23 protein-coding genes are annotated in these 26,639 nt (G+C 72.9%); 8 read left to right on the plus strand and 15 right to left on the minus strand.

Going from position 1 to position 26,639, the window contains the following annotated elements:
- The first annotated feature begins 17 nt into the window (after nucleotides 1–17).
- From OHB01_RS36270 to OHB01_RS36285, 4 genes are all read left to right on the plus strand, one after another.
- Nucleotides 18–554 carry a PadR family transcriptional regulator gene (locus OHB01_RS36270; protein WP_142645249.1) on the plus strand — a complete coding sequence of 179 codons (537 nt, stop codon included), beginning with the start codon at nucleotides 18–20 and terminating at the stop codon, nucleotides 552–554.
- A gap of 152 nt (nucleotides 555–706) precedes the next feature.
- Complete coding sequence (locus OHB01_RS36275) at nucleotides 707–1,420, plus strand: ABC transporter ATP-binding protein (RefSeq protein WP_240970916.1); 714 nt, start codon at nucleotides 707–709, stop codon at nucleotides 1,418–1,420.
- 2 nt (nucleotides 1,421–1,422) lie between these two features.
- Nucleotides 1,423–3,198 carry an FtsX-like permease family protein gene (locus OHB01_RS36280; RefSeq protein WP_142645251.1) on the plus strand — a complete coding sequence of 592 codons (1,776 nt, stop codon included), beginning with the start codon at nucleotides 1,423–1,425 and terminating at the stop codon, nucleotides 3,196–3,198.
- 93 nt (nucleotides 3,199–3,291) lie between these two features.
- A complete protein-coding gene (locus tag OHB01_RS36285; protein ID WP_142645252.1) occupies nucleotides 3,292–4,101 on the plus strand; it encodes an alpha/beta hydrolase family protein in 810 nt (269 codons plus the stop codon).
- Here the strand turns inward: OHB01_RS36285 and OHB01_RS36290 are convergent, their stop codons facing one another.
- On the minus strand, nucleotides 4,102–5,334 hold the full coding sequence (locus tag OHB01_RS36290) for a saccharopine dehydrogenase family protein (RefSeq protein ID WP_142645253.1): 1,233 nt from the start codon (nucleotides 5,332–5,334) through the stop codon (nucleotides 4,102–4,104).
- A 113-nt stretch (nucleotides 5,335–5,447) separates the two neighbouring features.
- Here OHB01_RS36290 and OHB01_RS36295 point away from each other — a divergent pair, with 113 nt between their 5' ends.
- Nucleotides 5,448–6,146, plus strand: a complete 699-nt coding sequence (locus OHB01_RS36295) for a TetR/AcrR family transcriptional regulator (RefSeq protein ID WP_142645254.1) — start codon at nucleotides 5,448–5,450, stop codon at nucleotides 6,144–6,146.
- 67 nt (nucleotides 6,147–6,213) lie between these two features.
- Here OHB01_RS36295 and OHB01_RS36300 read toward each other — a convergent pair whose 3' ends face one another.
- Genes OHB01_RS36300 through OHB01_RS36310 form a run of 3 tightly spaced genes read right to left on the minus strand, consistent with a single transcriptional unit; the run spans nucleotide 6,214 to nucleotide 8,560 of the window.
- Nucleotides 6,214–6,930: a sensor histidine kinase gene (locus OHB01_RS36300; RefSeq protein ID WP_260617046.1), complete on the minus strand. Its 717-nt coding sequence runs from the start codon at nucleotides 6,928–6,930 to the stop codon at nucleotides 6,214–6,216.
- Nucleotides 6,927–7,592, minus strand: coding sequence for a hypothetical protein (locus OHB01_RS36305; protein WP_240970894.1), 666 nt, complete (start codon nucleotides 7,590–7,592; stop codon nucleotides 6,927–6,929). Before OHB01_RS36305 ends, OHB01_RS36300 begins: the two co-directional genes overlap by 4 nt.
- A 2-nt stretch (nucleotides 7,593–7,594) precedes the next feature.
- On the minus strand, nucleotides 7,595–8,560 hold the full coding sequence (locus OHB01_RS36310) for a sensor histidine kinase (protein ID WP_222709762.1): 966 nt from the start codon (nucleotides 8,558–8,560) through the stop codon (nucleotides 7,595–7,597).
- Nucleotides 8,561–9,731: 1,171 nt separating this feature from the next.
- Here OHB01_RS36310 and OHB01_RS36315 point away from each other — a divergent pair.
- A complete protein-coding gene (locus OHB01_RS36315; RefSeq protein ID WP_168065581.1) occupies nucleotides 9,732–12,584 on the plus strand; it encodes an ATP-binding protein in 2,853 nt (950 codons plus the stop codon).
- Nucleotides 12,585–12,614: 30 nt separating this feature from the next.
- Here OHB01_RS36315 and OHB01_RS36320 read toward each other — a convergent pair whose 3' ends face one another.
- From OHB01_RS36320 to OHB01_RS40060, 5 genes are all read right to left on the minus strand, one after another.
- Nucleotides 12,615–13,487 (minus strand): TauD/TfdA dioxygenase family protein, encoded by an 873-nt coding sequence (locus OHB01_RS36320; RefSeq protein WP_142645258.1) that lies wholly within the window; start codon nucleotides 13,485–13,487, stop codon nucleotides 12,615–12,617.
- A gap of 30 nt (nucleotides 13,488–13,517) precedes the next feature.
- Nucleotides 13,518–14,333: an ABC transporter ATP-binding protein gene (locus OHB01_RS36325; RefSeq protein ID WP_142645259.1), complete on the minus strand. Its 816-nt coding sequence runs from the start codon at nucleotides 14,331–14,333 to the stop codon at nucleotides 13,518–13,520.
- On the minus strand, nucleotides 14,317–15,378 hold the full coding sequence (locus OHB01_RS36330) for an ABC transporter substrate-binding protein (RefSeq protein ID WP_142645260.1): 1,062 nt from the start codon (nucleotides 15,376–15,378) through the stop codon (nucleotides 14,317–14,319). Before OHB01_RS36330 ends, OHB01_RS36325 begins: the two co-directional genes overlap by 17 nt.
- A gap of 110 nt (nucleotides 15,379–15,488) precedes the next feature.
- Nucleotides 15,489–16,247 (minus strand): ABC transporter permease, encoded by a 759-nt coding sequence (locus tag OHB01_RS36335; RefSeq protein ID WP_261986039.1) that lies wholly within the window; start codon nucleotides 16,245–16,247, stop codon nucleotides 15,489–15,491.
- A 310-nt stretch (nucleotides 16,248–16,557) separates the two neighbouring features.
- Complete coding sequence (locus tag OHB01_RS40060) at nucleotides 16,558–16,635, minus strand: putative leader peptide (protein WP_352239660.1); 78 nt, start codon at nucleotides 16,633–16,635, stop codon at nucleotides 16,558–16,560.
- An 89-nt stretch (nucleotides 16,636–16,724) separates the two neighbouring features.
- Between OHB01_RS40060 and OHB01_RS36340 the strand changes: the two genes are divergently transcribed.
- A complete protein-coding gene (locus OHB01_RS36340) occupies nucleotides 16,725–17,453 on the plus strand; it encodes a class I SAM-dependent methyltransferase (RefSeq protein WP_142645262.1) in 729 nt (242 codons plus the stop codon).
- Between the two features lie 491 nt (nucleotides 17,454–17,944).
- Nucleotides 17,945–20,101 (plus strand): VWA domain-containing protein, encoded by a 2,157-nt coding sequence (locus tag OHB01_RS36345; RefSeq protein WP_142645263.1) that lies wholly within the window; start codon nucleotides 17,945–17,947, stop codon nucleotides 20,099–20,101.
- A 73-nt stretch (nucleotides 20,102–20,174) separates the two neighbouring features.
- On the opposite strand, the gene OHB01_RS36350 is transcribed toward OHB01_RS36345, so the two are convergent.
- The 6 genes from OHB01_RS36350 to OHB01_RS36375 are packed head-to-tail and all read right to left on the minus strand — an operon-like array spanning nucleotide 20,175 to nucleotide 26,637.
- Complete coding sequence (locus OHB01_RS36350) at nucleotides 20,175–20,999, minus strand: HpcH/HpaI aldolase/citrate lyase family protein (protein WP_142645264.1); 825 nt, start codon at nucleotides 20,997–20,999, stop codon at nucleotides 20,175–20,177.
- Nucleotides 20,999–22,162 carry a CaiB/BaiF CoA transferase family protein gene (locus OHB01_RS36355; RefSeq protein WP_142645265.1) on the minus strand — a complete coding sequence of 388 codons (1,164 nt, stop codon included), beginning with the start codon at nucleotides 22,160–22,162 and terminating at the stop codon, nucleotides 20,999–21,001. Before OHB01_RS36355 ends, OHB01_RS36350 begins: the two co-directional genes overlap by 1 nt.
- Nucleotides 22,159–23,043 carry a ribokinase gene (locus tag OHB01_RS36360; RefSeq protein ID WP_142645266.1) on the minus strand — a complete coding sequence of 295 codons (885 nt, stop codon included), beginning with the start codon at nucleotides 23,041–23,043 and terminating at the stop codon, nucleotides 22,159–22,161. Before OHB01_RS36360 ends, OHB01_RS36355 begins: the two co-directional genes overlap by 4 nt.
- Complete coding sequence (locus OHB01_RS36365) at nucleotides 23,040–24,404, minus strand: ADP-ribosylglycohydrolase family protein (RefSeq protein WP_142645267.1); 1,365 nt, start codon at nucleotides 24,402–24,404, stop codon at nucleotides 23,040–23,042. The genes OHB01_RS36360 and OHB01_RS36365 overlap by 4 nt, the downstream gene beginning before the upstream one ends.
- The gene (locus tag OHB01_RS36370; RefSeq protein WP_240970896.1) at nucleotides 24,401–25,627 is read right to left on the minus strand and encodes an ADP-ribosylglycohydrolase family protein; all 1,227 of its coding nucleotides are present in this window, start codon (nucleotides 25,625–25,627) and stop codon (nucleotides 24,401–24,403) included. Before OHB01_RS36370 ends, OHB01_RS36365 begins: the two co-directional genes overlap by 4 nt.
- Nucleotides 25,624–26,637, minus strand: a complete 1,014-nt coding sequence (locus OHB01_RS36375; RefSeq protein ID WP_142645268.1) for an ADP-ribosylglycohydrolase family protein — start codon at nucleotides 26,635–26,637, stop codon at nucleotides 25,624–25,626. Before OHB01_RS36375 ends, OHB01_RS36370 begins: the two co-directional genes overlap by 4 nt.
- Nucleotides 26,638–26,639: the final 2 nt, after the last annotated feature.

The raw sequence follows: 26,639 nt of genomic DNA on the forward strand, positions 1-26,639 counted from the left end.
GTAGAGGAGGGTGGCCCGTGCAGGACGTGGTGCTGGCGCTGCTGGCCAAGGAGCCGTCGCACGGGTACGACCTGCGTCAACGGCTGGCGGCCGCGCTCGGACCGCTGGGAGACACGCTCAACGCGGGGCAGATCTATGTGACGCTCACGCGGCTGGAGAAGGCGGGCCTGGTCGTCCAGGACCGCGAGGACGCGCCGGTGCGCGGCCCGCGGCGCAAGGTGTACGCGCTGACCGCGGCCGGGCAGGAGCGGGTGGCCGCGTGGATGGCCGAGAGCACCGGGCCCAGAACGGACGTGACGGAGTTCCATCTGAAGCTGGTGGCCGCCGCGGAGTCGGGTCTGGCCGACCCGGTCGCGCTCGTGGACGCGCGGCGGCGGGAGCTGATGCGCAGCCTCGCCGAGGCCCAGCGCGCCGCCCTCGCTCACGACACGGATTCGGAGGCCGGGCTGCTTCTGGAGGGCATCGCGCTCCGATTGCAGGCCGACCTGCGCTGGTTGGAGGCGTGCGAGCGGACCTGGTCCGCCCGGCGCGGGGAGGGCGGAGGAAACGGATGAGAACAGTCGTGCCAAGGGTCAGGGGCCGGTCGTCGCGGAGTGACACGTGCGACAGCCCGCGCCCGGGACCGGCCGGCCGGCGGCCCGCCGAGGCCCCGGGACCGGCACTGCGGGCGGTCGGCCTGACCCGCGTGTACGGGCAGGACGAGAGCATGGTGTGGGCCGTCGACGGGGTCGACCTCGATGTTCCCGCCGGGCAGACGCTCGCCGTGACCGGGCCCAGCGGCTGCGGCAAGTCCACGTTGCTCCAGCTCCTCGGCGGGCTCGACCGGCCCACCGAGGGCGAGGTGTGGCTGGGCGGCATGCGCATCGACCACCTGAGCGAACGGGCGCTGGCCCGGCTGCGGCGCCGATCGGTGGGGTTCGTCTTCCAGGCCTATCACCTGATGTACGAGCTGAGCGCGGCGCAGAACGTCGAGCTGCCCGCGCTGCTCGCCGGCGCCTCGCCGCGGGCCGCCCGCCGCCGCGCCGAGGAACTGCTGCAGCAGGTCGGGCTCGCCGGCCGCGCCCGGCATCTGCCGTCCGAGCTGTCCGGGGGGCAGCGGCAGCGGGTCGCCGTCGCCCGTGCCCTGGCCAACGATCCGCTGGTCGTCCTCGCAGACGAGCCCACCGGCAACCTCGACAGCGCCGCGACCCATGACATTCTCCGGCTCTTCGACGAGCTGCGCGCCGCCGGTCAGACCCTGGTCATGGTCACCCATGACGAGCGCGTCGCCGCCACCGCCGACCGCGTGATCTCCATGCGGGACGGGACGCTGGCGGACGACACCCGCCTGGACGGCGACGGCCGCGGCATGCGGCACAGCCACCAAGGCACGGGGTCAGGCGGCACGGGGCTCGGCGCGCTGCTGCGCTGGGAGGACTGAGCATGGGACACCTGCTGCTGACCTGGCGCCTGATCCTGCACGACGTGCGCCGCCACCCCATCGAGGCCCTCGTGTTCCTGGTCGCCGTCACCCTCGCCATCGCCTCCCTGACCCTGGGGCTGACGGCCCGCACCGCCCTGGCCACGGCGTACCTGAAGACCCGCGCGGCCACCGCCGGTCCCGACATCACCGCCATCACGACCGACAGGGACCCGTCCGGCCTGGCAGGGCGCCTCGCGGACACGCCCGGCGTGGCCGCGCAGGCCGAGCCGATCTTCGCGTTCGACACCATGATCCGGGCGCACGGCCGGAGCGCGCGCTCCTCGGTCGAGGGACGGAACGGCGAACCGTCCGCCCTGGACCGGCCGCTGGTGACCGCCGGCACCTGGGTGCGTCCCGGCGGCGCGGTGATCGAGCGCGGCTTCGCGCAGGCGCTCGGTGTGCGCGTCGGCGACCACGTCACCATCCGCGGACGCGGCTATCCGGTCGTCGGGATCGCGATCAGCGCGTCCACCCCCGTGTATCCGTGGAGCGACTGGGCCCAGGGGCCCGGGCCGTCCGACTACGGCGGCAGGATCTGGCTCACCACCGCCGACGCCCGCGCGGCGGCGGGCCACACCGCCGGTGTCCACCTGATCCATCTGAAGCTGACCGACCCCGCGGATCCCGGCCGGTGGAGCCGCACCGTGTTCACCGACGACCGCAGGGGCGACTCCTGGGTGAACACCCACAACTGGCAGACCGTCCTCCGCACGGACTCGGTCATGATCAGGAACATGCAGCCGGCCCTGGTCGTGGGCGGCTGGCTGCTCGCCGCGGCCGCGCTCGTCACCCTCGCCGCGCTCGCCACCGCACGCGCCGCCCGCGACACCCGGCGTGCCGCACTGCTCAAGGCCGTCGGCGCCGGCCCCGGCACGGTCACCGCCATCCTGCTGGCGCCGCACCTGCTGCTGACCTTCCTGTCCACCGCGCTCGGCCTCGCCGCCGGGACGCTGGCCGCGCCCCACCTGATCGATCCCAGCGCCGGGCTGCTCGACACCGCCGGGCCTCCGGACTCCGTCACCGTCTTCGCCGCGGTCTTCCTCGCCGTCGTGGTCGCCGTGACCGGTGCGCTCGGCCCCGCCGTACGCGCCGCCCGGGGCAGCACCGTCCAGAACCTGGCCGACCCGGCCCACACGCTCACGCGCCGTCCGCGCCTGAACGCCGTGACGGCCTACCTGCCCACCTCGCTGCTGCTCGGCGTACGGCTCCTGGCCCGCCGGCCCGGCCGCGCCGTCCTGGCCTCCGCCGGCACGGCCGCCACGACCGTCATGGTCACCGCGCTGCTCACCTTCCACGCCGAGCTCGACGCGACCCCCGCCGTCAGGCGGTTCGGCCCCCTCGAAGTGCGGACCGACCAGACCGGCCAGGTGCTGCTCGCCGTCACCTTCGCGCTGGTGGCGCTGTCCACGCTCAACACCGTGCTCCTCAGCTGGGGCACCGCCGTGCAGGCCCGGCGCGCCCTGACCATCACCCGTACGCTCGGCACCACCCCGGGCCAGATCGTCGCGGCGCACTGCGTCACGCAGCTCCTGCCCGCCGTGCCCGGGGTGGCGGCGGGCGTTCCGGCCGGGCTCGGCCTGTACTGGTTCTTCGCCACGTCGGTCACTCCCCCGGGGTCCTGGTTGCTGACCGCCGTGCTCGCCATCCTGCTGGCGGTCGCGGCGTTGACCGCGCTGCCCGCGTGGATCCACACCCGCGAGCCCGCGGGGCGCGTCCTCACCATGGAGACCGCGTGACGGCCCCCGGCCCGCCCGGCCCGCCCGGCGGGCACCGCGGGTATATCCGCTAGCCTTAGATAGTACCGATCGGTTCGATCTAAGCGAGGACGGATGACCCCCGAGATCCCGGCGGCCAACGCCAATGTGACGTTCGACAGCGACGGCGAGACCCTGCTGGGCGTCCTGCATCTCCCGGCCGGGCCGGGACCGCATCCGGTCGTCGTGCTGCTGCACGGCTTCCCCGGGCACGAGCGCAACTTCGACCTGGCCCAGCACCTGCGCCGTGCCGGATACGCCGCCCTCGTCTTCCACTACCGCGGGTCCTGGGGCGTCGGCGGGTCCTGGTCGTGGACCACCTCGCTTGAGGACGCCGCCCGCGTCGTGGCCGCCGTACGCGAGCCGGGTTTCGCCGCCGCGCACCGCCTCGATCCGGACCGGCTGGCACTGGCGGGGCACAGCTTCGGCGGCTTCGCCGCGCTGACGACCGCGGCGGGCGACCCGGGCGTCCGCGCCGTCGCGTCGGTGTCGGCGTTCGACTTCGGCTCCGTCGCGGCCGCCTGCCGGGAGGACGCGGCGCTGCGGGCGGCGTACGTCGAGGGGTTCGGCGACGACCTGCTTCCTCTGAAGGGCACCAGCGGCGCCGCGCTCGTGGACGAGATGATCGCGGCGGGCGAGGCGTGGCGCCTGTCCTCGCTCACCCCGAAGCTCGCGGACCGGCCGGTCCTGCTCATCGGCACGGCCGGGCGCGACACCATCACCCCCGCCGCGCGCCACCACGATCCCGTGGTGGCCGCCTACACCGCTTATCCCGTGCCGCGCCTGGAGCACCACGTGTTCGACACCGATCACGCCCTCTCCGACCACCGCCTCGAACTCGCCGAGACCATCCGCGATTTCCTCGACCGGCACCTCGGCGGCTGATCACGCCGCCTGCTGCTCCCGCATGCCCCACGGGGTGCCGTACGCCGTGAGCAGGTCGAGGAACGGCCTGGGCGGCAGGGCTTCGGGGCCGAGGACACCGGCGCCGGACCAGACGCCGCCGGCCATCAGTTCGAGGGCGACGACCGGGTTGACCGCGGTCTGCCACACCACCGCCTGGGAGCCGTACTCACGCATGGACCACTGGTTGTCGACCACGTGGTAGAGGTAGACCTCGCGCGGGCCGCCGTCCTTGGTGCCCTTGACCCAGGTGCCGGCGCACGTCTTGCCGTGCATGCGGTCTCCCAGGCTCGCCGGGTCGGGCAGGCACGCGGCGACCACGTCGCGCGGGGACACCTCGACGACGGCGCCGCCCTCGGCGACGACGCGGACGGGCTCGGTGCGGTCGAGCCCCACCAGATGAAGGGTCCGCAGCGTGTCGATGAACCGCTCGCCCAGGCCGTATTTGAAGGTCACCCGCTCGGCGTCGATCCAGCGGGGCATGAGCAGGACCTCTTCGTGCTCGACGTTGACGCACTCGACCGGGCCGATGCCCTCGGGAAAGTCGAACACCTCCGGCTCGCTGAACGGCGGGGTGGTGAACCAGCCCCGGCCTGCCTCGTAGACGACCGGCGGGTTGAGGCACTCCTCGATGGTGGTCCAGATACTGAACGAGGGCGCGAAGTCGTACCCCTCGACGGTGAGGTTCGCGCCGTCGCGTACGCCGATCTCCTCGATGTGGTCGAACAGCTCGTCGGCGGCGTATCGGGCGAAGACGTCCGACAGCCCCGGCTCCACCCCGATGCCGACCAGGGCCAGCCTGCCCGCCTTCTCCCATTCGGCCGCCATCTCGAACTGGGCGTCCCCCAGCTTGACCCCGCACGCCTCGTACGGACGCTCCGGGTGCGGCCGTGACAGCGACATCGCCATGTCGAGGTAGTGCGCCCCGGCAGACAGCGCCGTCCGGAACAGCGGCATCACGAACCGCGGGTCGGTGGCGTTGAGCAGGACGTCGCAGCGGTGCTCGGCCAGCAGCGCCGCCACCGCGGACTCGTCTCCCGCGTCCACCCGCCGGGCGGTGAACCGGGCGCCCGCCTCCCCCAGCGCGGCGACGGCCGCCTCCGCACGGGACAGGTCGTAGTCGGCGACGACCATGTGCTCGAAGAAGGACCGGCGGGCCGCGATCCGGGTGATCGCCGTACCGACGCCACCGGCGCCGACGAGCAGAACACGCATGACAAAGCTCCCTTTTAAGGACAAAGACCCCTTTGGTGCCCACGATCCAACGTCACCCCCGCATCGAACGTCAATGGTGTTGGCATAAGGTGGCCACCGAGGAAGGGAGCATCATGCCCAAGCCGGTGGTTTCCGAGTCGGCGCGCCGGCGGCGCCGCCCGACGAAGAACGGAGTCGTCCTCTCCGAGGACCTGATCGTGCGCACCGCCCTGCGCATGCTGCGCGAGCACGGCTCCGCCGGACTGTCCGTACGGCGGCTCGGCGTCGCCCTGGGCGCCGACCCGAGCACGCTCTACCGCTACTTCGCCGGCATCGACGACCTGACCCTGGCCATCGGCGACATGCTCATCGGCCGGGCCATGGACGGCTGGCAGGCCACCGGCGACTGGCGCGCCGACCTTCGCGAGCTGGGCCTGCGCATCCACGCGGCCTACCTCGAACACCCCCAGGCCGCGGTGCTGACCGCCAGCCGCATCAGCGGCAAGTCGCACGAGATCGCGGCGGACGAGGCGATCCTCGGGCTGCTGCGCGGCGCCGGTTTCCCCGACCGTGCGGCGGTCCGGGTCTACCACGCGTTCATCGACATGACGCTGGCCTTCGCCGCGCTTGACGCGGCGTCCCTCGCGCTGCCGGAGCGGGCCCGCCGGGCGGACGAGGAGATGTGGCAGGCGACCTACGCCCGCCTGTCCCCCGCCACCCATCCCAACATCGCGGCGGTGGCGCCCCTGCTGGTGGCCGACATGAACGACAGCGCCTACCCCGCCGCGCTCGACATGCTGCTCGCCAGCGCCGCGCACGAGAGCCACAGATGACGTCGGATGGCCGGGCCCGCCGTGCTCGCCTTGCGCCCACCGGCAGGTCCCCGAGAGGCCCACACCGTCAGCCGCCGACCTGGGAGTCCAGGGGAAGGCGGACCAGGAAACGGGCGCCTTGCGCGCTGTCCGCGATGGTCAGCGTGCCGTCATGGCGTTCGGCGATCAGCCGGGCGATGGGGAGGCCCAGGCCGATTCCCCCGGCGTCCCTGCTGCGCGCGCTGTCGAGCCGCGCGAAGCGCTGGAACACCATCTCGCGATGGTCGATGGCGATCCCGGCGCCGTCGTCGAGGATCTCCAGCTCCGCGACGCCCTTCGCGAAGCGCGGGCCGCCGTTCTCTCGCCGGAGCGTGACCGTGACGGTGGACGACGCGTAGCGCTGGGCGTTCTGGATCAGGTTGCAGATCAGCTGCCGCAACTGCAGCCGGTCGCCGTTGACGATCACTCCGGGCGTCACCTGGAGAACGACCCTCCTGTCGCCCTGGTGGCTCTTCAGCTCCAGGGCGACGAGCTCGGAGAGATCGACCGGGTGCCTTGCGTTCGGGACGCCGGCGTCGAACCGGGTGAGCGTCAGCAGGCCGGTGGTGATCGCCTGGAGACGCTCCACGCTCGGCAGGACGTCCTCGCACAGCGTTCTCAGGTCGACGTCCTCGGCCGCCAGGAGGGCGTCCTCCAGCTGGACGCGGATGGCGGTGATCGGGGTGCGGAGCTCGTGGGACGCGTCGGCGCAGAAGCGCCGCTGCTGTTCGAGCGTGTGCTCCAGCCGGTCCAGCGTCTCGTTCACGCTCCGGGCCAGCCGGTAGATCTCGTCCTTGACCTTGGGGACGGGGACCCGGCGGCCCGGGTTGGTGCTCTGGATGTGGTCGAGCTGGGCCCGGAGGCGTCCACGGGTCTGAGCGAGCTGGCGACGGTGTGCCGCGCCCCGTACGCGACCGCCCCGGTGAAAAGGACCGTTCCCGCGATCAACAGGGCCACCATGCCCGGATAGACGAAGAACGGCAGCGCCGGCGCGGCGCTGTACACGGTCCATTCGCCGTCGCGATACACCTGTTGCGCGACGACGACATGGCATCCGCCGGATGGAAAGACGGAATTGCAGACCACGGCGCTCGCCACCCGCCTGGGGCTTACCGGCGTGAAATGCGCCATGAGCGGCCGGTTCTGCAAATCGCGGGTCGCGGCGACCACTTGTCCCTGCGGATTGACCACCTGGACGGGCCGGATCAGGTTCGCCGAGATCGGCGGCAGCGGATTGTTGATGTGACCGTGGTCGACGTCGTACGCGGTCAGCTCGCCGACCGCCGTCACCTCTTTGGTGAGGTTCTCGGTGGCCATCTTGTTGAGGGCGAACAACAAGACGATGGAGAACACGATGCAGAGCAGGCTGACCACGATACTGACGAACACCGCCAGACGCGCCCGGATCGAACAGTTCTCTAACTTCATGATCACCCCGTTTCGGGCTGCCGGACTCGCGGCAGCCGCAGGACGAATCGCGCCCCGCCGGCTGTGCTTTCTTCGACGCTGAGGGTCCCCTGATGTGCCTTGGCGATGTCGCGGGCGATGGCCAGGCCCAGCCCGGTGCCGAGGCTGTCGAGCCTACGGGCGTCGTCCAACCGGGTGAAACGCTGGAACACCCGCTCACGGTCGGCCTCGGGAATCCCCGGCCCGTCGTCGCTGACCGCGATTTCGACCGCGGCGGGATCGACCCGTACCTCGACGCACACCACGCGCCGGGTGTGGCGCTGCGCGTTGTTCAGCAGGTTGGTGAGCAGCCGGCCGATCTGGCTCGGCACGGCGGTGACGATGGCCCCGTGGGTGATGCGAAGGCGCACCGGGCGCCGATCCGTACGCTGCGCGAGCTCGGCCTTGACCAGGGCCGCGAGATCGACCTGCCGCCACTCGGCGGGTGCGCAGTTGGGCAGGCGAGCGAGGCACAGGATGTCGTCGGTGACCGTCTCGAGCCGGTCCACCTGGACCAGCGTCGTCTCGAGCAGCTCCGGCAACGGCACCCCTGCGGGATCCTGCTGCGCCGCTTCGAGCTGCACCCGCAGCCCGGCGATGGGCGTGCGCAGCTCGTGGGCGACGTCCGACGCGAACTGCCGCTGGCGGCGCGCGACGTCCTCGAGTTCCTCCTTGGCCCGCTGCACCCGCCCCAGAGCCTGGTTGATCGTCCGGCTCAACCGGGTGATCTCCTGCGCGCTCCTCGGCACCGAGATGCCCGCGCCCAGGTGGGCGAAGTCGATCCGGGACAGTTCGGCGCTCACCCCGTCCAGGGGGCGTAGCAGCCGTCCGCTCACCTTCCAGGCGATCCAGGCGTTCAGGGCGATCAGCTCGGTGGTCTCCAGCGACACGAGCAACGGGAGACGGGGCCGCGCGAGGCCCAGCAGCGACTGCCCCGCCTCGACGACCACCCGGAGCGCGGAGGGAAAGGCATCGGCGGGAAAGACAGCGGTGCACGTCGGCGTGGGCCGCGGGGCACCCGTGAGTGGTCCGGGGCTCCCCGCAGAGGTCCGGGACAGCGTCCCCCGTGCGGCGGACGAGGACCCCATGGAGCCTGCCATGACCAGGCGGGGGACCCGGCCGGCGCCGCCGGCGCCCCGTGCCACCACATCTGACACCGTGCCCCCTGACACCGTGCCCCCTGGCACCGCGCTCCCTGGCACCGTGCTCCCTGGCACCGCGCTCCCTGACACCGGCGAGCGGCCCACGGTGTGGGACAGAGCGGTCGCGCACGGATCACACCGCCGTGGGACGGTCCTGGCTCTGGCCAGAACGTACATCCCCCCTCCCACGGGAAGGAGGGTGAGGAGCGTCATAGCGGTGGCCAGCACGGTCATCTGCCCTCGGATCGTGCGGGGCGCCCAGCGCCTCCACAGGTCCGGCCGCCGGTCCGGACGCCGGTGGTCGTTCCCGCGGTTCGCCGGGCCGGGTGACGACGCTCCGGCGTGACCGGAGGTCTCGTGCGCGTGCTCGGCGGAGGCGTGGCCTGCGGCGCCGGCCGCGGAGAGCCGGTGCTGCTGCCGGTCGGCTGTCGGGGGGCGGCGGGGAGCCCGCCTCCGGGATCCGTGTTCGCCGTTCTCCGCGCGAGAGGCGTTCGCGCGGTTCGCACCGTCGCCCGTCTCATGCGCGGGCCAGGCGACCATCGAAGACCGGCCGGTCAGCACGTGCGCGAAGACCTTTGCGGCGGCCATCCACGCGAGCAGCGTGAAGAGCGTGAACAGCAGCCACAGCAGTATCAGGAAATCATCGTTCTTCAGGTCCACCATCGCCACCCTTTCGAAATAGGAATTCGAGGGATGCCAGGCTCCTGAGAGGGCCGGGGGGCGTGGCGTGTCGTCCGCTGCACATGATTCTTCGGTACCGCTCAGTCGAGGAAGTGCTTGCGCGTCGGCTCATAGGCGAGAGCGAGCCGACCGATACGATCCTGAACCGCGGACGGGCTTCTTCGTATCGCACATGTGTGTAGGGTTACGCGCCTGCTCACCGCGCTGAGATCTACCATTCGGCCGCGTCCGGCCCCCGATGACGGCGAACCGCATGGGCCTGTTGCGACGTCCTGTACGCCGGGTGTCTTATGGCTTCATGGGTAAGTTATCCCGGAATGTCCTGGATACGAGGTATAGGCCCAGTTCCCGGGAGACGTCCTGGCCCGGGTGGCGCGGCCGTGCCCGGGAGTGGGATCTCGTCGCCGACCGGCTCCGGGCGGCACGTGTGGGCGGGGGCGGCGTTCTGCTGGTCGAGGGCCAGCCGGGCGTCGGCAAGAGCCGCCTGCTCGACGTGGCCGCCATCACCGCGGGCAGGTGGGGATTCCGGGTGGTCCGCGGCGTCGCGGACGAGCTGACGCAGTTGATGCCGCTGGCCCCGCTGACCTCGGCGCTCGGGGAGATCTTCCTTCCCACCGGCGACGGCGGCGGCGTGTCCGGCCCGGCCGACCGGCGGCTGCAGTTGCTCGAGCAGCTGCAGGAACCGCTGGAGGCGCTGGTGGCCCACGGGCCCGTGCTGCTCACCCTGGACGACCTGCAGTGGACCGACCACATGACCATGCTGGCGGTGCGGTCGCTGACCCTGGACTTCGCCTCCTCCCCGCTCGTCTGGATGCTGGCCCGTACGACCGGCGGCGGCGACATCCCCTGGCTCGACCGCGTGTTCAACGCGCTGGAGCGCGAGGGCGCGGCGCGGGTCCGGCTGGGGGCCCTGGACGACACGGCGGTGGCCGAGGTGGTCGCCGACGTCCTCGGGGCGGAGCCCGATCCGGACGTGCTGACCCTGGCCGGCATAGCGGACGCCAATCCCTTCCTGCTCGTCCACCTCATCGAGAAGCTCGAGCGCGAGGGCGGGTTCCGGACCGCCGACGGCCGCGTGCGGCTGGCGTCGGCGCGGCTGCCGTCGGCTCGGGCGGTCACCCGGGAACGCCTGGAGGAGCTGTCCCAGCCGACCAGGCACATGCTCCAGGTCGCCGGAATCCTGGGCCGTTCGTTCTCCGTGACGGACCTGGCCGAGATGCTCGGCGAATCGACGGGCGATCTGCTGCCCATGCTGGAGGAGGCGATGTCGGCGGGCATCGTCGGATCCGCCGGGCACGAGCTGGCCTTCCGGCACGACCTCCTGTGGGAGGCGGCGACGGAGGGCCTGTCGACCGCCGTCCGGCAGGCCCTGCACCGCGAGGCGGGAGAGATGCTGCTCAAACGCGGCGGATCGGCCGTTCCCGCCGCCGCGCACCTCATCCACAGCGCCGGCCCCGGTGACGTGTGCGCTCTGCTCGCGCTGGACCAGGCGGCGCGGGAGGTGCTGCGGTCCTCGCCGCATGCCGCCGCCGATCTCGCCACCCGGGCGCTGGAGCTGACCGATGCCGCCGATCCCGAATGGGTGAGCCGGGCCACCGTCGTGGTCGACGCCCTGACGGCCATCGGGCGGCTGGGCGAGGCCGCCGACCTCGCCCGCCGCGCGCTCGCCAGGGCTCCCTCCGCGCTGGCGCATCGCCTGCGCTGCGCGCTGGCGTACATCCTGCTGCTGAGCGGCCATCCGGCCGACGCCGTGTCCCAGGCCGAGGGGCTGCTCCGCGAGGAGGACATCTCCCGTGACCTTCGCGACGTCGCCGAGTGGACGGTCTTCTGGGGGCTCATCACCCTGAACGACGTCGCGGAGGGACAACGGCGGGCCGAGGCCGTCCTCTCCGACCGGGACGGGCATTCCGACACGGCGGTGGTGGGCGCCCTGCTGATGCTCTCCCGATGCGCCATGATCGACGGCCGGGTCGACGACTCGTTCAGGCATCTGGACGAGGCCCTGCGGATCGGCAACCGCGGCGCCGTGGAGGCCGTCCAGCGACCGTACACCCGGCTGCTGCTGGGTCATCTTCACCGGTGCCTGTGTCAGTTCGACGCGGCCGACCTGGCCATCCGGGCGGCCGAGGAGGAGATCGAGACCCTCGGCGTCACCGTGCTGGCCGCGCAGCCCTCGCTCTTCCGCGCCCGCGTCAAACTGGCCGCCGCCCGCCTCGACGACGCCGTCGCAGAGGCCGAGGCCGGAATGACGATCGCGGACGAGATGGGCACGCACGGGTTCATCCGCGTGGGGCTGTCGATCCTCGCGTACATCGCCGTACGGCGCGGCGACATAAACGCCGCGGTCCGGTACATCAAGAGGTACGCGTGCGAGCCCGGCACCGCCGGGATGCTCTTCGGATCGGCCTGGGAAAGGTGGGTGGAGGCCGTGATCGCCGAGAGCCAGGGCGATCTCGATCGGGCCACGGACATTCTCCGCGGCACCTACACCGACACCGACCAGCAACGACGCACGCTCATGACGGCCCCCCTCGCGGCCGTCTTCATGACCCGGCTGGCGCTGGACACGAGAAACCGGGCGTACGCGCAGACCATCGTCGACACGGCCGACCACCTCGCACGGAGGAACCCCGGCTATCCCATCTTCGCCGCCGCGGCCGCGCACGCTCGCGGTCTTCTGCACGCCGACCCCGCCGACCTCGCCTTCGCCGCCGCCAACCACCCGCAAACGTGGGAGCGCGCCTCGGCCGCCGAGGACCTCGGAGTCCTGCTCATGAAGACCGGCGCCTCCGCCGACCGCGAGCGGGCCATCAACAGCCTCGACCAGGCGCACGACGGCTACCAGCGGATCGGCGCCCTCCGGGGCGCGGCCCGCGTGCGGGCGCGCCTGCGGGCGCTGGGCGTCCGGCGCCGTCACTGGGTCCAGTCGCACCAGCAGGAGTTCGGCTGGAACAGCCTCACCGACACCGAACGCGCGGTGGCGGAGCTGATCGCCCAGGGGTTGACCAACCGCCAGGCCGCCGCCCGGATGTTCCTGTCTCCGCATACGGTCTCGGCCCATCTTCGCCGGATCTTCGCCAAGCTCGACATCGCGTCCCGGGCCGAGCTCGCCCGCATCTTCGCCGAGGAGCACCCGGACCACGACGCGTAGCCCGCGTCCCCGCCCGCTCCCCCCGCCCGGTCACCCGTCCGTACGGCCGGGTCCGAAGGGGCGGTCGCCGCGGAGGGTGATGCGGTGCATCACGCGGTGCGCGTCGCCGTAGTCGCGGTTGGCGTAGTGGGCGGTGCTCCGGTTGTCCCACATGGCGACGTCGCCGATCCTCCAGCGGTGGCGCACGATGTGCTCGGGCTTGGTGAGGTGGGCGTACAGCAGGTCGAGAACGGCCCGGCTCTCCGCCTCGGACAGGCCGACGATGTGGGACGTGAACCCGGGGTTGACGAAGATCCCCTTGCGGCCGGTCTCGGGGTGGACGCGTACCACGGGGTGCTCCACCGGCTCCAGCCGGGTGACGAGCTCGCCGTCCCAGACGTTGCCCTTGCCGCCGCGGCGCTGGGCCAGGTAGTAACCGAACTCGCGGTTGCCGTCGTGGACCGCGGTGAGCCGGTCGGCCAGTTCCTTGACGGGTTCCGACAGGGAGTCGTACGCGAGCTGGGCGTCGGCCCAGCTCGTGTCGCCGCCGGTGGGCGGGAGGACCACGGCGCGCAGGATGGAGCCGAGCGGCGGACGGGGCATGAACGTGACGTCGGTGTGCCAGACGTCGGCGAAGCCGTTGTCGGCGCTGTCGAGCGCGTAGATCTCCGGATGCGCCTCGTCGACGCCTCCGACCACCGGGTGGGAGGCGGTCAGCTCGCCGAGACGGCGGCCGAGAGCCACCTGCCCGTCGTCGTCCAGGCGCTGATCGCGGAAGAAGAGCACCTTCCGATCGACCAGGGCGGCACGCACCGCGGCCAGTTCCTCGTCGGTGGCGGTCGCCAGGTCCAGTCCCTCGACCTCCGCGCCGAAGTGGGGTCCGAGAGGCCGCAGGGTCAGCCGTTCGGCGGTCGGTGTGGTCATCTCACTGTCCTCCTCGTTGGTGTGGCGCTTTCACGCGGCCGCGGCGCGTACGGCGTGGCCGACCTCGGCGCGGAGCGCGGCGTACTCGGGAAGGGCGCGTAGTTCGTCCGGTTCCACCCCGGTGCGCGGAAGGGTGACGTCAAGGTCCAGCGCGATCCGGCCCGGCCGGCGGGTGAGCACGACGACGCGGCTGCCGAGGAAAACGGCCTCCTCGACGCTGTGGGTGACGAACACCGACGTCCGGCCGGTCTGCGCGCTCACCCGGCGCAGGTCCTCCTGCAGGCGCTCGCGGGTGAGCGCGTCCAGGGCGGCGAACGGCTCGTCGAGCAGCAGCAGCGGGTCGTCGCCCGCGAGCGCCCTGGCGATCGCCACGCGCTGCTGCTGCCCCCCGGAGATCTGCCAGATCCTCCGGTCGGCCACGTCGTGCAGGCCGACCCGTTCCAGCAGTTCGGGCACCCGGCGGGCACGTTCCGCACGGGGCACTCCGGCGTAGCGCAGGGCCAGCTCGACGTTGCCGCCCACGGTCTTCCACGGAAACAGGCGGGGCTGCTGGAAGACGATCCCGGCGCCTGCGCCCGGGACCGGCTCGGCGCCACCGGTCCGTACGGTGCCGGAGGTCGGCCGCTCGAAGCCCGCGACGAGGCGCAGCAGCGTGCTCTTGCCGCATCCGGACGCCCCGACGAGCACGAGGAAGGCGCCGGGAGGGATGGTCAGGGAGATCGGCCCCAGGGCGGCGACCGGACCTCCCGGGCCGCCGTAGACGTGTTCGACCTCGTGCAGGTGGACGGCGGCGGCCTCCTCGCCCGTCCCGGCCGGGGCGGCGGCCGCCTCAGGGCGCGAGGACATCGGGAAGCCCCTTGGTGTAGATCGCCCGTTCAACCGTGGCGAGGTCGGGCACCGCGTCGATCTTCTGCTGGTCCTTGAGGAACTGCGCCGCGCTCACCAGGTTCTGCGCCAGGCCGCCGACCTTGTCCGGCGTGCCGAGCCACTCCGGCGAGGACAGGTCGGCCGGCCTGAGGAAGACGCCCTGGCTGAGCTGCTCCTTGGCCGCGTCCTTGCCGATGTTGAGCTCCGCGCCCACCGCCTGGGCCGCGGCGTCGGGGTCGTCCGCGATCAGGTCGAGCGCCCTGGCCTCGGCCTTGCGCCAGGCGTCCACCACGTCGGGGTGCGCCTGGACGAACGCGGTGGACACCACGCCCAGGTCGAGGGTCGGCTTGCCCGCCGTCGCCAGCTCCCGGCTGCTGATGATCGTCTTGCCGGTCTTCTTGATCTCGTCGAGCGTGGGCAGCCAGACGTAGGCGGCGTCGATATCGCCGCGGGTCCAGGACGCCAGGATGTCCTGCGGCTCCAGGTCGACGATGTTCACCTCGGACTCCCGCACCCCGGCCTTGTCGAGCGCGGCGAGCAGGCTGTAGTGGGACGTCGAGGCGAACGGCGTCGCCACCTTCCTGCCGCGCAGGCCCTCCACGGACGAGATGCCGGTGCCGTCGCGGGCGACCAGCGCCTCGTTGTCACCGGCCACGTCGAGCACGAACGCCACCTGGTAGGGGATGTTGAGCGGCGCGGACAGCCCGCGCGCGACCGGGCTCGACCCGATGGCCGCGATGTCCACGCTCTTGGCCACGAAGGCCGTGTTGATGCTCGCGCCGGAGTCGAACTTGGTCCACTTGACGGTGTAGCCGGGCAGCGCCTGCTCCAGCCACCCCTTGTTCTTCACGATGAGGTCCCCGCTGGGGAACGCCTGATAGGCGATGCGGATGGTGCGGTCCGCCGCGTCGCCGCCGCCTCCGCTCGTGCCGGAGGCCGCGCCGTCGCCGCACGCGGCGAGGACGGCGGCCGTCGCGGCGGCCAGGGCGACGGAGAGCAGGCGCGTGAGGCGTGGTCGTGACATGGCGGAGGGTTCCTTCTGCGGTGGGAGGGAGGCGGTGGAAGGGAGGCGGTGGAAGGGAGGCGGTGGAAGGGAGTGCGGCTGGAGGGAGATCGACGGTGCCGGACAGGGGCTCAGACGCGGCCGCGCCAGGGGATGAGCCGGTTCTCCGCGACGCGCAACAGGCCGTCGATCAGCAGCCCGGACAGGCCGATCGCGAGCAGCCCGAGCACCACGACGTCGGTCTGCAGGTAGCGCTGGGCGTCGCGGACCATCCCCCCGATGCCCGGCACGCCGTTGACGGTCTCCGCCGCGACGACCGAGGAGTACGCGACCCCGACGGCCAGCCGGACACCGGTGAAGATCTCCGGCAGCGCGGCCGGCAGCACCACGTCCTTGATCACGTCCCGTCGTGACGCGCCCAGCGCCCGGGCCGCCTCCACCAGGCCGGTCGGCGCGCCGTGGACGGCCGCGGCGGTGGCCACGGCGACCGGCGGGAGCGCGGCGATGGCGAGCAGCCACAGCTTGGGCGTCTCGTCGATGCCGAACCAGATGATCAGCAGGCTGAAGTACGCCAGCGGAGGCAGTGCCCGTACGAACGTCACGACCGGCTCGGCCACGAGGCGGATCCACGGCACGGTGCCCAGGACGACGCCGAGGGCGAGCCCGGCCACCACGCCGAGCGCCGAGCCGATGAGGATGCGGCGCAGGCTGATCGCCAGATGCTCGACGAGCAGGTGACCGCTGTAGCCGCGGACGCCATCGTGCGTGGTGGACAGCAGGACGAGCTGGTCCCACACGGCCCGGGGCGCGGGGACGAACGACGGATTGCCCGCCGCGACCGCCGCCAGCTGCCACAACGCGAGCAGTGCGAGCAGCGACAGCACCCGCACGCCGATCCGGCGGGCGCTGCGCCCTCGCCGGCCCGGACCGGAGACGGCGGGCGCCCCTTCGACAGGCGCCCCTTCGACAGGCGCTGCCTCGCCGGGCGCTCCCTCGCCGGGAAGGAGCGAACGGGGAGCCGCCGAGGGGGATCTGGAGGGGGCTCTTGAGGGGGATGACGTCACAGTGGTCGCTCCGTGTGGAGGGCGCCGCACCGCCGGGAGGCGAGGCGGGCACGGCGCGGCGACGGATGGGGGGGCGTCCGGTGAGGGTGACCACGCCGGACGGGGCCCGTACGGGGGACCGGACGGGGAGCACGGTTCAGGAGCGACAGGCCGAGCCGTTCAGACGGCACAGGTCGACGTGCCGACGCCGGACCAACCACGATGCCGTAAACACAGATATTTCCTACCAAATTTGTAGGGTGATGGCAATCACCGCACGGTGGCGCCGCGCTGCCGGCTCACGGGGTGGAGTAGGGTCGCCGGGTGCCTGACCCGATCTTCGCTCACCCACGTCTGGCCGCCGTTTACGACGCGTTCGACGGAGACCGCGACGATCTCGACGTCTATCTCGCCGTCGCCGGCGAGCTGGGCGCGGAGCGCGTGCTCGACGTCGGCTGCGGCACGGGATCCCTGGCGGTCCTGCTGGCGGACAGCGGACGCACGGTCATGGGCGTCGATCCCGCCGAGGCGTCGCTGCGGATCGCCAGGTCGAAGGACCGGGCCGGAAGGATCACCTGGATCCATGGCGACGCCACCACGGTCCCGGCGTTCGACGCCGACCTCGCGGTGATGACGGGCAACGTGGCGCAGGTCTTCCTCACCGACGACGACTGGACGCGGACGCTGCGGGGCGTCCACGGCGCGCTCCGCCCGCGGGGATATCTCGTGTTCGAGACCAGGCGGCCCGGACGCCGGGCATGGGAGGACTGGGCCGCCGGCGCCGGTCCGGTCGTCCTCGACCTTCCGGAGACCGGGCCCGTGGAGCAGCGCCTCGACGTCACCGACGTGAGCCTGCCGCTGGTGTCGTTCCGCTACACCTACACCTTCCTGGCCGACGGCGAGGTGATCACGTCGCACTCGACCCTCCGGTTCCGCGACCGGGACGAGGTGGAGACGAGCCTGGCCGCGAACGGCTACCGCGTGCTGGACGTGCGGGACGCCCCCGACCGCCCGGGCCGCGAGTTCGTGTTCGTGGCGCAGCGCACGACCTGAAGCAGCGCACAACGTGAAGCAGCGCACGACCTGAAGCAGCGCACGACCTGAAGCAGCGCACAACGTGAAGCAGCGCACAACGTGAAGCGGCGCCAGACCTGAAGCGGCGCGCGCCGGGGGCGTTACAACCCGAAGCGCCGCAGGGCCCGCCGATAAATGGTGGAAACGGCCGCACTTTTCTGCAGTCACAAACTACACATTACTCAATTCATCGGGCATATCCGAATAAAAATCCGGGACGAATCGCCCCGCACAGAGGGCCTCCCACCGGCACAGAGTGGCCGATTGTGGCCAACTGGGAACTTGCCGTAAGCGGGTCTATTTACATCTATTCATTGACCGGTCACCATATGTCCGTGGCCACACCCCCTCGCTGATCAGCGCCGAACAGATCAGCGAGGTCGTCAACTCATGGAATTCGGCATCAACTCGCGCCGGCAGCCGAATTCCCCATGACATAACGCCACACCAGAAGGAACGACACCGTGATAATGACGCGACGATTACGGGCCGCCGTGTGCGCGGCCGCGGCCGCTGCGACGCTGGTCGCCGGGGTGGGGACGGCGTACGCCGCGCCCGGGGTCACCCCCGCGGACGTGACGCTCGACCTGGCCCGCGGCGAATCGAAGACGATCGACAAAACCGTCTCCACTCCGGTCGTCCCGCCCAAGCCGGATATCGCTTTCCTGATCGACACGACAGGCAGCATGGGCGGGGTCATATCCAACGTGCGGACCAACGCGAACGCCATTTTCTCCAATGTCGCCTCGGCACAGCCGGACGCCCAGTTCGCGGTCGCCGAATACAAGGACGCGGCGGACTCGACTCCATTTCGGGTGGCGCAGAATCTCACCGGCGACCCGGCCGATGTCACCGCCGGCATCAATTCGCTGTCCGCGTCGGGCGGAGGCGACTTCCCCGAAGACGGCATCAACGCCCTGTACCAGGTCGCCACGGGAGCGCTCTCCTTCCGGCCGGACAGCACCCGGATCGTGTTGCTGATCGGAGACGCCCCCAGCCACGACCCCAGCGGCGGCCACTCGCTGGCCGACGCGATCAGCGCCCTGAAAGCGGCCGACATCACCGTGCTCGCCTTCGACCTGGCCGGGCTGAACTCGAGCGGGCAGGCGGCCGCGATCACCGACGCCACCGACGGACAGCTGTTCTCCGGCCTCAACCCCTCGGAGGTCAGCGACACCATCCTGTCGGCCCTGCACAACCTGCCGGTCACGGTCACCCACAAGCTGCGCGACTGCGACCCGAACCTGTCGGTCTCCCTGACCCCGGACAGCCGTACGGTGACCAGCGGCGAGGATGCCGCGTTCTCCGAGAAGGTCACCGTCGGCGACGGAGCCGCGCCGGGAAGCACCCTCACCTGCAAGGTGGACTTCCTGGTCAACGACGTCCTGTCGCCCGGGTTCACCGAAACGATCACCGAGCACGTCCCGAAGGCGACCCCGAAGATCACCACGACGCCGTCGGGCGAGACGCCCGCGGGCGGAAACGTCTCGGACACCGCGACCCTGTCCGGCGGCCACCACCCGACGGGCACCGTCAAGTTCGAGCTGTTCGGACCCGGCGACACCGAGTGCGAGACGCCCATCGCCACCCGCACCGGATCGGTGTCGGACAGCGGCACGGCGACGTCCGGCGACATCCCGGCGGGCGGCGTGGGCACCTACCGGTGGGTGGCCTCCTACAGCGGCGACGACGCCAACACCCCGGTCACCTCCGAATGCGGTGAGGAGGTCGAGGTCGTCAAGGCCACCCCGGGCATCGCCACCACGCCGTCGGGGTCGGTCCCGGCCGGCGGCGCCGTCTCCGACACCGCCACGGTCTCCGGCGGGTTCCACCCCACCGGCACCGTCGAATTCCAGCTGTACGCGCCCGGCGACACCGACTGCAAGACGCCGATCGCCACCCGCACCGGCGACCTGTCCGGCAGCGGCACCGCCGCGTCCGGCGACGTGACCATCGGCGCGGCCGGCACCTACCGGTGGACCGCCACCTACAGCGGCGACGCCAACAACAACTCCGTCACCTCGCCGTGCAGCGACGAGGAGGTCAAGGTCACGCCGCAGCGGCTGACCGGACGGGCCTACGGCCTGACCGCCGGCGCCTCCCTGGCCGGCCTGCAACTGGTCAACATCGCACGCACCCCGGACACCGGCCCCGTCTCCACCACGTCGTCCGGCAGCACCTCGGTCCCCTGCACCGCCACCCTCAGCGGGCTGATCAGCGCGCACGCCCTGTGCGCCAAGGTCGTCACCACCGAGTTCCCCGGCAAGTCGGAGGCCACCGCCTCCATCGACGACACCTCCATCGGGATCACCGGCATCCCCGTGATCACCATCGGGGCCATCAAGTCCAGCTCCACCACCACCTGCTCCGGATCGAGCGGGACCACCACGATCGCCTCCCTCAAGGTCGGCAACACGGTGGTCATCTCGGCGCCGACGAACATCGCGCCCAACACCACGATCAACGTCGGCGTGGTGAAGCTGGTCCTCAACGAGCAGATCCCGTTCACCACGCCCGACAAGGGCCTGACCGTCAACGCGGTTCACGTCACCGTCAACGCCCTCGGCCTGGCCAAGACCAACGTGGTCCTGGCCTCCGCCGAGAGCGACATCGGCAACTGCCCGTGACCTGAGCCGACCGACCCCGGGGCCGGGCGGAGCGCCGTGACTCCGCCCGGCCCCGGCCGATTCGGCACGAGTCTCAGTGCCCGCCGGCGTCGGCGAGGACGCGGCGGGCCTGCCGGACGACGGCCTCGTCCACGAAGCGGCCGTCGGCGAGGGCCACCGCGCCCTGGTCGGCGGCGGAGACGACCTCCAGGGCGGCCGCGATCTCCTCCTCCGTCGGGTGGTAGGCCGCCGCGATCACCGGAAGCTGGACGGGGTGGATGGCCGCCCTGCCGCGAAATCCCATGGCCCGGCCCGAGGCGCAGGACGCGGCCAGGCCGTCGAGGTCGCGGACGTTCGCATAAACGGACTGGGCCGGGGCCGGCAGCCCCGCCGCGCGGGCCGCGACCACGATGCGGGACCGCGCCCAGGCCAGGCCCGCCTCGTCGGTCACACCGAGGTCGGCGCGCAGATCGGCCTCGCCGAGGCCGATCCCGGCGACGGCCGGTGAAGCGGTGGCGATCTCGAAGGCGCGCTCCAGCCCGAGGGCCGACTCGATGATCAGCCGCAGCGGCACGCCCGGCACCGCGTCGGCGATCCGGCGGACCTCGTCGGCCGACTCCACCTTGGGGACGCGCAGGCCGCCGCTGCCGCGCAGCAGCGTTCCGAGCGCGTGCAGGTCGGCCTGGCCGTACGGTGTGCGGACGTCGTTGACCCGGATCTCCACGCGCGGCCGCGGCGTGGCCAGCAGGGCGGCGACCCCGGCGCGGGCGGCGTCCTTGTTCTCGGGGGCGACCGCGTCCTCCAGGTCGACGATCACCATATCGGCCTCGCCGCCCAGGGCCTTGCCGATCCGGTCGGGGCGGTCGGCGGGCACGTACAACCATGTCAGGGGCGCGGCCGGGACACCAGGAGCGTCCATCACACCACTCCCTTGGCCCGCAGTGCCTCGATCTGCGCATCGGTCAGGCCGAGGCCGCGCAGGATCTCATCGGTGTCGGCGCCGTGCGGGCGGCCGGTCCACCGGATGTGTCCCGGTGTCTCCGACATCCGGAACATCACGTTCTGCATCCGCAGCGGGCCCAGCTCGGGGTCCTCCACGGTCGTCACCGCGTCGAGCGCGGTCAGCTGCGGGTCGGCCAGCACGTCGCGCACGTCGTAGATGGGCGCCACGGCGGCCTCGGCCTCCTCGAACGCCCGCAGCACCTCCTCCCGGGTCCGCTCGCCGACCCAGGCCGCGACGGCCGCGTCGAGCTCGCCGACGTGCGCCACCCGGCCCGCGCCGGTGGCGAACCACGGCTCGTCCACCAGGTCGGGCCGGCCGACCAGGCGCATCACGCGTTCCGCGATGCTCTGCGCCGAGGTCGAGACCGCGACCCACGAGCCGTCGCGGCAGCGGTAGGTGTTGCGCGGAGCGTTGTTGACCGAGCGGTTGCCGGTGCGCGGGGGCACGACGCCGAGCCGGTCGTAGATGGTGGGCTGGGCGCCGAGCACGGTCAGGATCGGCTCGATGATCGACAGGTCGACGACCTGCCCGCGCCCCGACCGCAGGGCAGTCATCACGGCGAACGCGGTGGCCAGCGCGCAGATGCCGTCCGCGAGCCCGAACGGCGGCAGCGTGGGCGGCCCGTCCGGTTCCCCCGTCATCGCGGCGAACCCGCTCATCGCCTCGGCGAGGGTGCCGAAGCCGGGCCGTCTGGCGTACGGGCCGAACTGGCCGAAGCCGGTGACCCTGGCGAGCACCAGATCGGGGTTGGCCTTGCTGAGCCGGTCCCAGGACAGGTTCCAGCGCTCCAGCGTGCCGGGGCGGAAGTTCTCGATGAGCACGTCGGCGTCCTCGACGAGCCGGACCAGCAGGTCCTGCCCCTCAGTGGTGGACAGGTCGAGGGTCATCGTCCGCTTGTTGCGGCCGAGCATCTTCCACCACAGCCCCCCGGGGCCGTGCCCGCGCGACGGGTCCGGCCTGCGCGGGTGCTCGATCTTGATGACGTCCGCGCCGTAGTCGCCGAGCAGCATCGCGGCGGTCGGCCCGGCGAACAGCGTCGCGGCGTCGATGACGCGCACGCCGTCGAGCGGCCCGGTCACAGTCCCTCCTCCATCAGGTGGTCGATCTCGTGGCGGTGGGGCATGGAGGTGCTGGCGCCCTCCCGCTGCACCGACAGCGCCGCGGCGGCCGAGGCGAAGCGCAGCGCCCGCGCCGGATCGGCCCCCTCGGTCCTGGCGACGGCCAGCGCCGCCGCGAAGGTGTCGCCCGCCGCCGTCGTGTCCACCGCCCGCACCGGTACGGCGGGCTCGTGCAGGCGGACGCCCTCGCGCGAGCCGTACAGGGCGCCCCGGGCGCCCAGGGTGACGACGGCCTCGGGGACGAGGCCGAGCAGCGCCTCCAGCGCGTCGCCGGGGTCGTCGCGGCCGGTGAGGGCCGCCGCCTCGTGCTCGTTGGGCACGATGAGGTCGACGGCCTCCAGCAGCTCGGCGGGCAGCGGCACGGCCGGGGCCGGGGTCAGGATCACCTCCGCGCCGGGCACGTGGGCCGCGGCGACCACGGCGTCCATCGGCAGCTCCAGTTGCAGAAGCAGCGCGTCGGACCGGGCGATGACCTCCGCGTCCCGCCCGTCCGGCCCGGTGACCGCGCCGTTCGCGCCGGGCACCACGATGATCGAGTTGTCGCCGCCGTCCTGCACGACGATGTGGGCGACGCCCGACGGGCCGGGCACGACCCGCAGCCCGGTGGTGTCCACGCCCGCCTCGGCGAGCGCGGCCCGCAGCCCCGGCCCGAACGCGTCGTCCCCCACGGCTCCGAAGAAGGCCACGTCGGCGCCCGCGCGGGCCGCGGCGATCGCCTGGTTGGCTCCCTTGCCGCCGGGAATCGTGCGGAACTCCCGGCCCGTGACGGTCTCACCCGGCTTGGGGGCCTGGGCGACGTACGCCACCAGGTCCATGTTGGCGCTGCCGAACACCGAGATCATCGTCGTTCCCCCTCACAGAGCGCGAGCGTGCGGGCGGCGAGCGACTCGATCGAGACGCCGTCGAAGCCGGGCAGGCTGCTGGCCAGCCGGTCCCTGGTGATCCACCGCTCGGGGACGCCGCCCGCCAGCGCCCCGGCGATCGATCCGGCGGTGGCGGCGGCCGAGTCGGTGTCCCAGCCTCCGGCCACGGCCGCGCCGACGGTCGCGCCGAAGTCGCCCGCACCGTGCACTGCGCCATGAACGAGCGCCGCCGCCAGCAGCGCCGCGTTGTTAACAGTGTGGACCCAGTGGAGGTCGCCGTGCCGCGCGTAGAGCCGGTCGACGACCCGCTCGAAGTCCGGCTCGGCCGCGGCGTCCGCGACGGCCTGCCGTACGGCCCCGGCCAGGCGCGAGCCGGGCGGCACGACCGAGAGCCCGGCCTCGATCACCTCGTCCATTCCGGCGGCCACGAGCGCCTGCGCGCACATGGCGGCGGCGAACATCGCGCCGTAGATCCCGTTGGCCGTGTGGCTGAGCCGGGCGTCCCGCCACGCCTGCGCCGCGGCCGTCGCCGGATCGCCCGGGTTGGCCCAGCCGTACACGTCGGCCCTGATCAACGCGCCGATCCACTCGCGGAACGGGTTGCGGTGGACGGCGGTCGCGGGGACTTCGAGACCCGCGAGCAGGTTGCGGTAGGCCGCCCGCTCGGCGGTGAAGACCCGCCCGGCGGGCAGCGCGTCGAGCCAGGTCTTCGCGACGTCCTCGGTCGTGAAGTCCCGTCCGTGCCGTTCCAGCACGGTGAGCGCGAGCAGCGCGTAGTTGAGGTCGTCGTCCTCGGGCACGCCGTCGATGTTCTCGGCGAGGCTGGTGGCCGCGCTGCGGCGGTTCCACGGCCACCGCTCCGCGATCTCCGGCGGCAGCCCCTTCGCGGTGAACCAGCCGCGGATCGGCCAGTTGCCGGTCGCCTCGGCGATGGCCCTGATCCCCTCGCGGGGGATCTTCTCCACCGGCTTGCCCAGCAGGCAGCCGGCCGCCCTCCCCCACCAGGCGCCCAGAACCCGCCCGGGCTCGGGGCGCGTCCGCGTGCCGGAGGCGGGCCAGTCCGGGCAGCTCGCGACGATCTCTCCGAGCTCCGAGGGCTCGGGCAGCGGCGAGGGGATCGCCGCGAGCGTGTCGAGCAGCTCCCCGGCCAGGGCGCGCAGCGCCTCGGGGGCGGGCTCGGCGGAGGCCCCCGCCCTCGGCGGCGCGTCGTGCCCGCCGGCGGCGTGCCAGCGCTCGCGCACGGCCGCCACCTCCGGGAGCGTTCCCCGGCCGTCCTCGTCCGCCTGCCTCAGCTCGTGGCCCACGAGGTCCTCCGGCTGCACCCACGTCAGCCGGATCATCGCGCGTCTCCCCGCGGCGCGAGCAGGGCGTCGAAGGCGGCCTCGTGCGCGCGGCGGCGCTCCCGGTCGGCCCGGTGCACCCGCCGCGCGACGGCCGCGATCGCCCGCCCCGGCCCGACCAGGTCCGTACGGCTGGCCGTCGCCACCTGCTCCAGCCAGTCGGCGGGGACGGCGGCCCGCCCGCCGAGCGCCCCGGCGACGGCCCCGCCCATCGAGGCGATGGAGTCGGCGTCGCGGCCGTAGTTGACGCCGCCGAGCACCGTCTCGCGGTAGTCGCCCTTGGCCATCACCAGGAACGCGAGCGCGAGCGGCAGTTCCTCGATGCTGTGCAGCCGGCTCGGCCGCCGCGCCCCGAGGCCCTGGTCGCGGTAGGTGTCGGCCACCGTGTCGTACGGGCGGATCGCCGCGCGCAGGGCCTCGAAGGAGCCCTCCCAGTGGCCGAGGCCCCGGGCGGCCGAGCAGACCGCGTCGATGGCGGCCCGGGTGCCGTCGCGGGCGAGCCGCAGGCAGGTCGCGACGACCGAGTCGGGCGTCGCGCCCGGCCGCATCGCCTCGGCGACCGCCGCCGCCAGCACGCCCGCCGCCTCACGGCCGTAGCTCGACTGGTGCGCCCCGGCCAGGTCGATCGCCTCGGCGTACGCGCCGTCGGGGTCGCCCGCGTTGACGACGCCGACCGGCGCCATGTACATCGCCGCGCCGCAGTTGACGATGTTGCCGACCCCGGCCTCGCGGGGGTCGGCGTGGCCGTAGTGCAGCCGCAGCACGAGCCACTTCTCGGCGAGGAACACCCGGTGGAGCGGCAGCGCCTCGGCCTCCAGCTCGGGGATCCACCGCTTCTCCCCCATCATCTCGGGCACCAGGTGCTCGGCGGCGGCGTAGGCGTCCAGGTGACCGCCGACCCGCTCGTACACCCGGATGAGGGCGTGCGTCATCAACGTGTCGTCGGTGACGTGGCCGTCCCCCTTGTGATAGGGCGCGATGGGGCGGGCGTTGCGCCAGTCCTCGTTGAAGGGGGGGACGACGCCGCGCACCCGGCCTCCGTAGCGCTCCTGGATCTGCTCGGGCGTCCACCCCTCGGTGGCTCCGCCGAGCGCGTCGCCCACCGCGGCGCCCGCCACACACCCCACGGCGCGATCGGCCAGCAGGTCGTCATCCGGCAGGTCCTCCTGCGGCGTCATCCGGTCTTCCCCCTTGTCCGTACGCGTGATGTGGCCGGGCGTCATGCGAGCCGCCCGGCGATGTCCAGCAGGTCGGTTCCCGCGAGCTCCGGCAGGCAGCAGCCGGCCAGGACGCGGGCCCGCTCGCGCCAGGCGGCGGGCAGCGCGTCGTGCCCCGCGGCGCAGCCGAGCAGCGCGCCGGTGAGCGCGGGCGCGGAGTCGGCGACCGGGGCGAGGCAGGCCGCCGCCGAGACGCCCGCGCCGAACGCCTCCTGCGGCGGCCCGCAGGAGGCGACGTCGGCGAGGGCCAGCGCGACCGGCACGGTCTGCGCGGCGGCGACGCCGTAGCTGTAGACGTGGTCGAGCACGGCGGCGTCCAGCGCCGGCACCGCGGCGAAGGGCGAGCCCGCCGCCCGCGCCGCCGCGAGGGCCTCGCGCGCCGCGTGCCCGATCGCCGTGTCCGGCGGCAGCGCGCCGAGCGCCGCCTCCACCGCCTCGCCCATCGGGGCGCCGTCCGTCAGCGCCGCGACCGCGCGGGCCATCGCGACCGCGCCGAGCACGCCGTCCTCCGCGTTGGTGACGCGCGCGTCCTCCAGCGGATCGAGCCCGGCCGCGCCGAAGGCGACGGCCCGCACGGCGGCGGCGTCGTCGAAGTGGTGGGGGTTGTCGTGGCCGCTGGCGGGCGGGCACTTGCCCGCCGCGAGGTTGTCGAGCGCCGCCCACACGGAGATGCGCGCCCGGACGTCGTCGCGGCCCGCCAGGCGGCCGAACGCCTCGGCCCGGTCCTCCCGGATGGTCAGGGCCGTCCAGGCCAGCCACTCGGCGTCGTCCGACGGGCCCGCCGCCAGCGGCGCCACCGGCTGGTTCAGCGCGAACGGCACCGGCAGCGTGGTGACCTGGTGTTCCTCGGCGAACGCGTCGAGCTCCCGGTGCAGCCGCCTGCTCCAGCCGGCCAGCAGCGCGGACCGGTGCCGGGCGGCCGGCCATCCGGCCGCGTCGCCGGCGGCGAGGCCGATGACGGCCCCCCGCACGCGGTCGAGCCTGGGCGGCCCGTCCCGCCTGTCCCCCGATGGCATGT

This window comes from Microbispora hainanensis (assembly GCF_036186745.1).
GTDB lineage: Bacteria > Actinomycetota > Actinomycetes > Streptosporangiales > Streptosporangiaceae > Microbispora.

Excerpts from the sequence above, each read along its gene's own strand:
- OHB01_RS36295 (WP_142645254.1), top strand. The coding sequence starts at position 5,448 with ATGCCCAAGCCGGTGGTTTCCGAGTCGGCGCGCCGGCGGCGCCGCCCG.
- OHB01_RS36325 (WP_142645259.1), bottom strand. The coding sequence starts at position 14,333 with ATGTCCTCGCGCCCTGAGGCGGCCGCCGCCCCGGCCGGGACGGGCGAG.
- OHB01_RS36320 (WP_142645258.1), bottom strand. The coding sequence starts at position 13,487 with ATGACCACACCGACCGCCGAACGGCTGACCCTGCGGCCTCTCGGACCC.
- OHB01_RS36350 (WP_142645264.1), bottom strand. The coding sequence starts at position 20,999 with ATGGACGCTCCTGGTGTCCCGGCCGCGCCCCTGACATGGTTGTACGTG.
- OHB01_RS36345 (WP_142645263.1), top strand. The coding sequence starts at position 17,945 with ATGACGCGACGATTACGGGCCGCCGTGTGCGCGGCCGCGGCCGCTGCG.
- OHB01_RS36305 (WP_240970894.1), bottom strand. The coding sequence starts at position 7,592 with ATGAAGTTAGAGAACTGTTCGATCCGGGCGCGTCTGGCGGTGTTCGTC.
- OHB01_RS36285 (WP_142645252.1), top strand. The coding sequence starts at position 3,292 with ATGACCCCCGAGATCCCGGCGGCCAACGCCAATGTGACGTTCGACAGC.
- OHB01_RS36370 (WP_240970896.1), bottom strand. The coding sequence starts at position 25,627 with ATGACGCCCGGCCACATCACGCGTACGGACAAGGGGGAAGACCGGATG.
- OHB01_RS36365 (WP_142645267.1), bottom strand. The coding sequence starts at position 24,404 with ATGATCCGGCTGACGTGGGTGCAGCCGGAGGACCTCGTGGGCCACGAG.
- OHB01_RS36330 (WP_142645260.1), bottom strand. The coding sequence starts at position 15,378 with ATGTCACGACCACGCCTCACGCGCCTGCTCTCCGTCGCCCTGGCCGCC.
- OHB01_RS36315 (WP_168065581.1), top strand. The coding sequence starts at position 9,732 with ATGGGTAAGTTATCCCGGAATGTCCTGGATACGAGGTATAGGCCCAGT.
- OHB01_RS36275 (WP_240970916.1), top strand. The coding sequence starts at position 707 with ATGGTGTGGGCCGTCGACGGGGTCGACCTCGATGTTCCCGCCGGGCAG.
- OHB01_RS36360 (WP_142645266.1), bottom strand. The coding sequence starts at position 23,043 with ATGATCTCGGTGTTCGGCAGCGCCAACATGGACCTGGTGGCGTACGTC.
- OHB01_RS36290 (WP_142645253.1), bottom strand. The coding sequence starts at position 5,334 with ATGCGTGTTCTGCTCGTCGGCGCCGGTGGCGTCGGTACGGCGATCACC.
- OHB01_RS36375 (WP_142645268.1), bottom strand. The coding sequence starts at position 26,637 with ATGCCATCGGGGGACAGGCGGGACGGGCCGCCCAGGCTCGACCGCGTG.
- OHB01_RS36280 (WP_142645251.1), top strand. The coding sequence starts at position 1,423 with ATGGGACACCTGCTGCTGACCTGGCGCCTGATCCTGCACGACGTGCGC.